Here is a 7,853-nt window from a genome sequence, read left to right as displayed (position 1 = left end):
CGGGGATTGTTTTGGCACGCCCGTCACATAACCCGCATTTTAGATCCTGGGAGAAGAATCTCCACCAGCATCCCCTCACCGCTACGGTTGGAGGCGCGCGCGCGTCCGAGATCGAGGCCGGGCGTGCCCCGCGCGAGGGCGGCGAGGCGCATGGTACCGGGCTCGGCTTGCCGCTCACCAAGGCGTTGATCGAGGCCAACCACGGCCGCGTGCGCGTCTCCAACCGTAGCGGTGAGGGGATGCTGGTGGAGATTCTTCTCCCAGGATCTAAAATGCGGGTTATGTGACGGGCGTGCCAAAACAATCCCCGATCTTTGTCAGAAGACTGGCTAGAAACGTAGCAGTGCCGTTAGACTCCGCACGCTCAGCCGTGCAGATCATCCATCAGGCACGAAATCGGAACGTCGGGCCGCCTCGATCATCTGAACAGGGGTCGAACGAGGCGTCGTCGCGGGCGACGGACCGGCTTGACAGTCCTCTGCGGGCGCCCCTAGCAGGAATTGGGTTGCCCCTGACCTTTTAGGGTTCGAGGCTGTGGCAGGCGTTGGCGTCATGCCGAAGCCGACGATAATCTTTGGAAGACCCGGCTGCGCGGGCCACCGCGATACGATCGGGCACCAATCAGGGAGACGCGGGATGGACGAGAAGATCGTCGAGGTGCGGGATTCGTGGCGCGAGGGCGCCTATGCCGACGACGCCAAGTATCTCGAGATGTACGCGGCCTCCGTCTCGGACCCGGATGCCTTCTGGGCCGAGCATGGCAAGCGCATCGATTGGATGACGCCGTTCTCGAAGGTCAAGGACACCAGCTTCGAGCCGGGCAAGGTCTCGATCAAGTGGTTCGAGGACGGCAGGACCAACGTCGCCTACAACTGCGTCGACCGGCACCTCGAGACCCGCGGAGACCAGACCGCGATCATCTGGGAAGGCGACGACCCGAACGAGTCCAAGCACATCACCTACCGCGAGCTGCACGCGCAGGTCTGCCGGATGGCCAACGTGCTGCGCAACCGCGGCGTCGAGAAGGGTGATCGCGTCACGATCTACATGCCGATGATTCCCGAGGCCGCCTACGCGATGCTGGCCTGCGCCCGCCTCGGTGCCGTGCATTCGATCGTCTTCGGCGGCTTCTCGCCGGATTCGCTGGCCTCGCGCATCGAGGGCTGCGACTCGAAGATCGTCATCACCGCCGACGAGGGCCTGCGCGGCGGCCGCAAGGTGCCGCTGAAGGCCAACGTCGACGCGGCGATCGCTCGCCTCGGCAAGGACGTGGTCGATCACGTCGTGGTCGTGCGCCGCACCGGCGGCAGCGTGGCGATGGAGCCCGGCCGCGACGTCTACTACCACGAGGCCGCCGAGCAGGTGACCGACCAGTGCCCGGCCGAGGCGGTGGAGGCCGAGCACCCGCTCTTCATCCTCTACACCTCGGGCTCGACCGGACAGCCCAAGGGCGTGGTGCACACCACCGGCGGCTACCTGGTCTACGCGGCGATGACGCACGAGTACGTCTTCGACTACCGCGAGGGCGAGGTCTACTGGTGCACCGCCGACGTCGGCTGGGTCACCGGCCACAGCTACATCGTCTACGGGCCGCTCGCCAACGGTGCGACGACGCTGATGTTCGAGGGCATCCCGACCTATCCGTCGAACTCCCGCTTCTGGGACGTGGTCGACAAGCACAAGGTCAACATCTTCTACACCGCGCCCACCGCGATCCGCTCGCTGATGGGCGGCGGCGAGGGGCCGGTGAAGAAGACCTCGCGGGCCAGCCTGCGCCTGCTCGGGTCGGTCGGCGAGCCGATCAACCCCGAGGCCTGGGACTGGTACTACAGGGTGGTCGGCGACTCGCGTTGCGCAATCGTCGACACGTGGTGGCAGACCGAGACCGGCGGCATCCTGATCACGCCGCTGCCCGGGGCGACCAGGTTGAAGCCTGGTTCGGCGACGCGCCCCTTCTTCGGAGTGCAGCCGGCGATGGTGGATGCCGAGGGCAAGGTCCTCGACGGCCCGTGCGAGGGCAACCTCTGCATCACCGATTCCTGGCCCGGCCAGATGCGCACCGTCTACGGCGACCACGAGCGCTTCGAGCAGACCTACTTCTCAACCTATCCGGGCAAGTACTTCACCGGCGACGGCGCCCGCCGCGACGCGGACGGCTACTACTGGATCACCGGCCGGGTCGACGACGTGATCAACGTCTCGGGCCACCGCATGGGCACGGCGGAGGTCGAGTCCTCGCTGGTCGCCCACGCCAAGGTCGCCGAGGCGGCGGTCGTCGGCTACCCGCACAACCTCAAGGGCCAGGGCATCTACGCCTACGTCACCCTCAACGAGGGTGAGGAGGGCGACGACGCGCTGCGCAAGGAGCTGGTGACCTGGGTCCGCAAGGACATCGGCCCGATCGCCTCGCCGGACCTCATCCAGTTCGCACCGGGCCTGCCCAAGACCCGCTCGGGCAAGATCATGCGCCGCATCCTGCGCAAGATCGCCGAGGACGACTTCTCCTCGCTCGGAGACACCTCGACGCTCGCCGAGCCCGCGGTTGTCGACGACCTGATCGAGAATCGACAGAACCGCGCCCCCTGAGGCCGGTCTTCGACGCTGGGTGGGCCCCGACCCGCTCGCCGAGGCGGACGTCCCACGGGTGTCCGCCTCCAACATGAAAAACCATCGTCACATCGACCGGAAGGCGGCCCCGATCGCGGGTCCCCTTCATCGGAGGGAGCGTACATGTCCACGTCATCAAGCGGCCCCGGCGGCCGTCCCGTCCCAGCAGCGCCGCGGCTCGGCGGCACCGTGCTCGGCTCCGCCGACGACAAGGTCGCCAAGAGCCCGATCTTCCGCCAGCTCGTCGAGGAGCGCACGCGCTTCGGCTGGATCCTCACCGGCCTGATGCTCGCCGTCTACTTCGGCTTCATCGGCCTGATCGCCTTCGACAAGAGCCTGCTCGCCGTGAAGATCGGCAGCGGAACCGCCTCGCTCGGGCTGCTCCTCGGGGTCCTCGTGATCCTCTTCGCCTTCATTCTCACCGGCATCTACGTCCAGCGCGCCAACGGCCGCTACGACGACCTGACCGCCGCCCTCAAGCTTGATCTCGGCCGATGAACCGTCTCAAGCATCCCCTCGTCCTCGGCAGCGCGCTCGCGGTCCTCGCCGTCACGGCCGCCCTCGCCGCCGGCCCCGACATCGGCGCGGTCACGAAGGCGGCGACGAACTGGCCGGCGATCGGCATGTTCGGGTTCTTCGTGCTGCTCACCCTCGGCATCACCTACAAGGCCGCCAAGGGCACCAAGTCGGCGGCCGACTTCTACGCCGCCGGCGGCGGCATCTCGGCCGGCACCAATTCGCTCGCCATCGCCGGCGACTACATGTCCGCCGCCTCGTTCCTCGGCATTTCAGGCTTAGTTTACACCTCGGGCTTCGACGGCTTGATCTACTCCACCGGCTTCCTCGTCGGCTGGCCGATCGTGTTGTTCCTCATCGCCGAGCGGCTGCGCAACCTCGGCAAGTTCACCTTCGCCGACGTGGCGTCGTTCCGCCTCGACCAGACCTCGATCCGCATCATCTCGGCCGTCGGCACGCTGGTTGTGGTGGCGTTCTACCTGATCGCCCAGATGGTCGGCGCGGGTAAGCTGATCCAGCTCTTGTTCGGCCTGCCCTACCTCTACGCCGTGATCATCGTCGGCGTGCTGATGATCGTATACGTGGCGTTCGGCGGCATGAAGGCGACCACTTGGGTGCAGGTGATCAAGGCCTGCCTGCTGCTCGGCGGCGCGACCTTCATGGCCGTCGCGGTGCTCTACAAGTACGGCTTCAACCCCGAGACCCTGTTCGCCGCCGCCGTCGCCACCCATCCAAAGGGTGACGCGATCATGGCGCCGGGCGGTCTCGTGTCGAACCCGATCGAGGCGATCTCGCTCGGCGTCGGCCTGATGTTTGGCACCGCCGGCCTGCCGCACATCCTGATGCGCTTCTTCACAGTGTCGGACGCCCAGGCGGCCCGCAAGTCGGTGTTCTATGCGACCGGGTTGATCGGGTACTTCTACATCCTCACCTTCATCATCGGCTTCGGCGGCATCGCCCTGCTGATGTCCGATCCGAGCTACTTCAAGCTCGGCCCGGCCGGCGCCTTCGACAAGCTGAAGGACATGGTCGGCGGCACCAACATGGTGGCGGTGAACCTCGCCAACGCCGTGGGCGGCCCGTACTTCCTCGGCTTCATCTCGGCCGTGGCCTTCGCGACCATCCTCGCGGTGGTGGCGGGCCTGACGCTCGCCGGCGCCTCCGCGGTCAGCCACGACCTCTATGCCCAGGTGATCGCCCGCGGGCGCGTCAACGAGGCCGCCGAGGTCCGGCTCTCCAAGCTCGCCGCCGTCGGCATCGGCATCGTGGCGATCTACCTCGGCTACGTCTTCGAGAACCAGAACGTCGCCTTCATGGTCGGCCTCGCCTTCTCGGTGGCGGCGAGCTGCAACTTCCCGGTGCTGACCATGTCGATCCTGTGGAAGGGCACCACGACCTGGGGCGCCCTCGTCGGCGGCCTCGTCGGCCTCATCGCGGCGGTCGGCATGGTGGTGCTGTCCAAGGCGGTCTGGGTGACGACCTTCGGCAACCCGGTGGCGATCTTCCCCTACGACAACCCGGCGCTGTTCTCGATGCCGCTGGCCTTCGCGACGATCTATATCGTCTCGAAGCTGGACAAGTCGCGGCGGGCCGAGCGCGAGCGGGCCGCCTTCGAGGCGCAGTTCGTGCGCTCGGAGACCGGCATCGGCGCGGATGGCGCCCACGCGCACTGACGCGCGGCGTCACGCACGGGACCCGACAATGGGGGCGCGGCATCCGCCGCGCCCCTTTTTCGTACCGGCGGCGGCGCGCGGACGACGGGCGATCCGGGGGGAAAAGTCGTCACATCGTGATGTTCATCTTCCTTCCAAACCATCTGCCCATGCAGTGGCACCATCACCTGCGCTAACGTTCGCGGGTTCGAATCTCGGCGAACGGCCGAGCGTTGCCGGCACGTCGTCGTCGAGTCCGGTTCCGCGAAACGAGTGCCGGGACGGACAGGATGGGGAGGACCGTCGCCATGGCCGCTGCAACCACGATCCCGCGGCCGGGAGACGCCGCCCGCCCGATGACAGCCGCCGACAAGCGCGTGATCTTCGCGTCGTCGCTCGGCACGGTGTTCGAGTGGTACGACTTCTACCTCTACGGCGCGCTCGCCACGATCATCGGGGCGCAGTTCTTCTCCGCCTACCCGCCGGCCACGCGGGACATCTTCGCGTTGCTGGCCTTCGCCGCCGGCTTCATCGTCCGCCCGTTCGGCGCCCTGGTGTTCGGCCGCGTCGGCGACCTCGTCGGGCGCAAGTACACCTTCCTGGTCACCATCCTGATCATGGGCCTGTCGACCTTCGTCGTCGGCATCCTGCCCAACGCCGAGACGATCGGCATCGCGGCGCCGATCATCCTGATCGTGTTGCGCCTGGCGCAGGGCCTCGCGCTCGGCGGCGAGTACGGCGGTGCGGCGACCTACGTCGCCGAGCACGCCCCGAACGGACGACGCGGCTTCTACACCAGCTGGATCCAGACCACCGCGACGCTCGGCCTGTTCCTGTCGCTGCTGGTGATCCTCGCGACGCGCTCGTTCACCGGCGAGGAGGCGTTCAAGGTCTGGGGCTGGCGCATCCCGTTCCTGGTCTCGGTGCTGCTGCTCGGCGTCTCGGTCTGGATCCGCCTGCAACTCGCCGAATCGCCTGCCTTCCAGAAGATGAAGGCGGACGGCACCACCTCGAAGGCGCCGCTGACGGAAGCCTTCGGCCGGTGGAAGAACGCGAAGATCGCGCTCATCGCCCTGTTCGGCCTCGTCGCCGGCCAGGGTGTCGTCTGGTACACCGGCCAGTTCTACGCGCTGTTCTTCCTGCAATCGATCCTGAAGGTCGACGGCTACACCGCGAACCTGCTGATCGCCTGGTCGCTCCTGCTCGGCACCGGCTTCTTCGTGTTCTTCGGCGGCCTCTCGGACAGGATCGGTCGCAAGCCGATCATCCTGGCCGGCTGCGCCATCGCGGCGGCGAGCTTCTTCCCGCTATTCCATGGGCTGACCGCGGTGGCCAACCCCGCCCTGGAGCGGGCGATCGACCAGGTGAAGGTCACGGTGGTGGCCGACCCGAAGGAATGCGGCAACCTGTTCAACCCGGTCGGCACCCGCACGTTCTCGGCGCCCTGCGACCTCGCCCGCGACTTCCTTGCGAAGTCGTCGGTGAAGTACGCCACCGAGGCCGGGCCCGCCGGCCAGCCGACCGTGGTCAAGATCGACGACACCGCCGTGCCGTTCCCGGCCGGAAGCCCGGCGGCGGACTTCGGCAAGGCCGCCACCGCGGCGCTCCAGGCCGCGGGCTACCCGAAGGCGGACGACGCCGGCATCGTCAAGATGAAGAGCCCGTTCGACGTCTTCCGGCCGCAGGTGGCGAGCGTGATCGGGCTGCTCTTCGTCCTCGTCCTGTTCGTGACGATGGTCTACGGGCCGATCGCGGCGATGCTGGTGGAGCTGTTCCCGACCCGCATCCGCTACACCTCTATGTCGCTGCCCTACCACATCGGCAACGGCTGGTTCGGCGGCCTGCTGCCGGCCACCGCCTTCGCCATGGTCGCCCAGACCGGGGACATCTATTACGGCCTCTGGTACCCGATCGTCATCGCGGTCGCGACCGTGATCGTCGGCGTGTTCCTGGTGCCGGAAACCAAGGATCGCGATATCTACGCCGACGCGTGAGCTTTCCTGAGGGCAACACCATGAGGCTCGCTCAGGAAAATTTCGGCGCACCTCGTTATTATAAAGTTATGCGGCTGCAAAATCACGAAGACACAATCGCCTAAGCAGAAAAGTTATTTTGTTATCAAAGACACAAGGTAAAAGCAAGAAAGACACAGTATGAAGACGCCTGTCGAGCGTGTGAATGATGCAACAGCACGAGCGGCAAAACCATGCAAGTTGGGTTTCGCAGTAATATAAGCAACCCCGCCCATTATAAGTGCACATATGAAAAACGTTTTGAGATTTGACAGCAAGTAATCAAACTTTGACCCCGCTAAATTGTTCGCATAGCTTAATGCCAATGAAGTGAAGGTATAGAAAAATACACTCACACTGCTTTCAAGAAATTTGAAATCAATGGGGTGAGTTAGATCTCTGCGCGCGCGGGCAGCGTCTGTGTACTCTGCGGAGTATAGACACAAGACTCCAGCACCTAATGCTAATATAGCGTACAGTAAATTGTAGGCCATAGTTCATAAATCCATTATTTAAAAATTGACGCCGGTAGATGTATGGCGTATCTGTAATGATCTATGTTCCTAAACTAAAAATTTCTTAGTGCCGGAAGTGGCGCACCCCCGTGAACACCATCGCCAGACCGGCTTCGTCGGCGGCGCGGATCACGTCGTCGTCGCGCATCGAGCCGCCGGGCTGGATCACCGCCGTGGCGCCGGCCTCGGCCGCCGCCATCAGGCCGTCGGCGAAGGGGAAGAACGCATCGGAGGCGACCACCGCCCCGACCGCAAGGCTCTCCGCCCGGCCGAGGCGCTGGGCGCCCTCCGCGGCCTTCCAGGCGGCGATCCGCGAGGAATCCACCCGCGACATCTGCCCGGCGCCGATGCCGACGGTGGCGCCGTCCTTGGCGTAGACGATGGCGTTCGACTTCACGTGCTTGGCGACGCGGTAGGCGAAGCGCAGGTCGGAAAGCTCCGCCTCGCTCGGGGCGCGCTTCGTCACCACGGTCAGCGCCATGTCGTCGATCACCAGGGCGTCGCGGCCCTGCACCAGCAGGCCGCCGGCGAGCGTGCGCACGGTGTCGCCC

The 7,853-nt window shown here is 65.7% G+C and carries 4 protein-coding genes and 2 pseudogenes; 5 read left to right on the top strand and 1 reads right to left on the bottom strand.

The features are described 5' to 3' along the window. The 5 genes and pseudogenes from FV222_RS29580 to FV222_RS12115 all read left to right on the top strand — a co-directional run. A pseudogene (locus tag FV222_RS29580) lies at positions 1 to 287 on the top strand (hypothetical protein); the annotation flags it as partial. A 349-nt stretch (positions 288 to 636) separates the two neighbouring features. After that, positions 637 to 2,586, top strand: coding sequence for an acetate--CoA ligase (acs, locus tag FV222_RS12130; RefSeq protein ID WP_147764037.1), 1,950 nt, complete (start codon positions 637 to 639; stop codon positions 2,584 to 2,586). Positions 2,587 to 2,730: 144 nt separating this feature from the next. Next, positions 2,731 to 3,105 carry a DUF485 domain-containing protein gene (locus FV222_RS12125; protein ID WP_147814415.1) on the top strand — a complete coding sequence of 125 codons (375 nt, stop codon included), beginning with the start codon at positions 2,731 to 2,733 and terminating at the stop codon, positions 3,103 to 3,105. Then, the gene (locus FV222_RS12120; protein WP_147764038.1) at positions 3,102 to 4,796 is read left to right on the top strand and encodes a cation acetate symporter; all 1,695 of its coding nucleotides are present in this window, start codon (positions 3,102 to 3,104) and stop codon (positions 4,794 to 4,796) included. Before FV222_RS12125 ends, FV222_RS12120 begins: the two co-directional genes overlap by 4 nt. 287 nt (positions 4,797 to 5,083) lie before the next feature. After that, entirely contained in the window at positions 5,084 to 6,769 is a 1,686-nt protein-coding gene (locus FV222_RS12115) for an MFS transporter (protein WP_147764039.1), read from the top strand. Between the two features lie 597 nt (positions 6,770 to 7,366). Here FV222_RS12115 and purH read toward each other — a convergent pair. Continuing rightward, positions 7,367 to 7,853 (bottom strand): annotated as a pseudogene (purH, locus tag FV222_RS12110) (bifunctional phosphoribosylaminoimidazolecarboxamide formyltransferase/IMP cyclohydrolase); the annotation flags it as partial.

Origin of the sequence: Methylobacterium sp. WL103, assembly GCF_008039885.1 — a bacterium.
GTDB lineage: Bacteria > Pseudomonadota > Alphaproteobacteria > Rhizobiales > Beijerinckiaceae > Methylobacterium > Methylobacterium cerastii.
The sequence above is the reverse complement of the archived record's forward strand: the minus strand, read 5'-3'. Positions and strand labels throughout refer to the sequence as shown.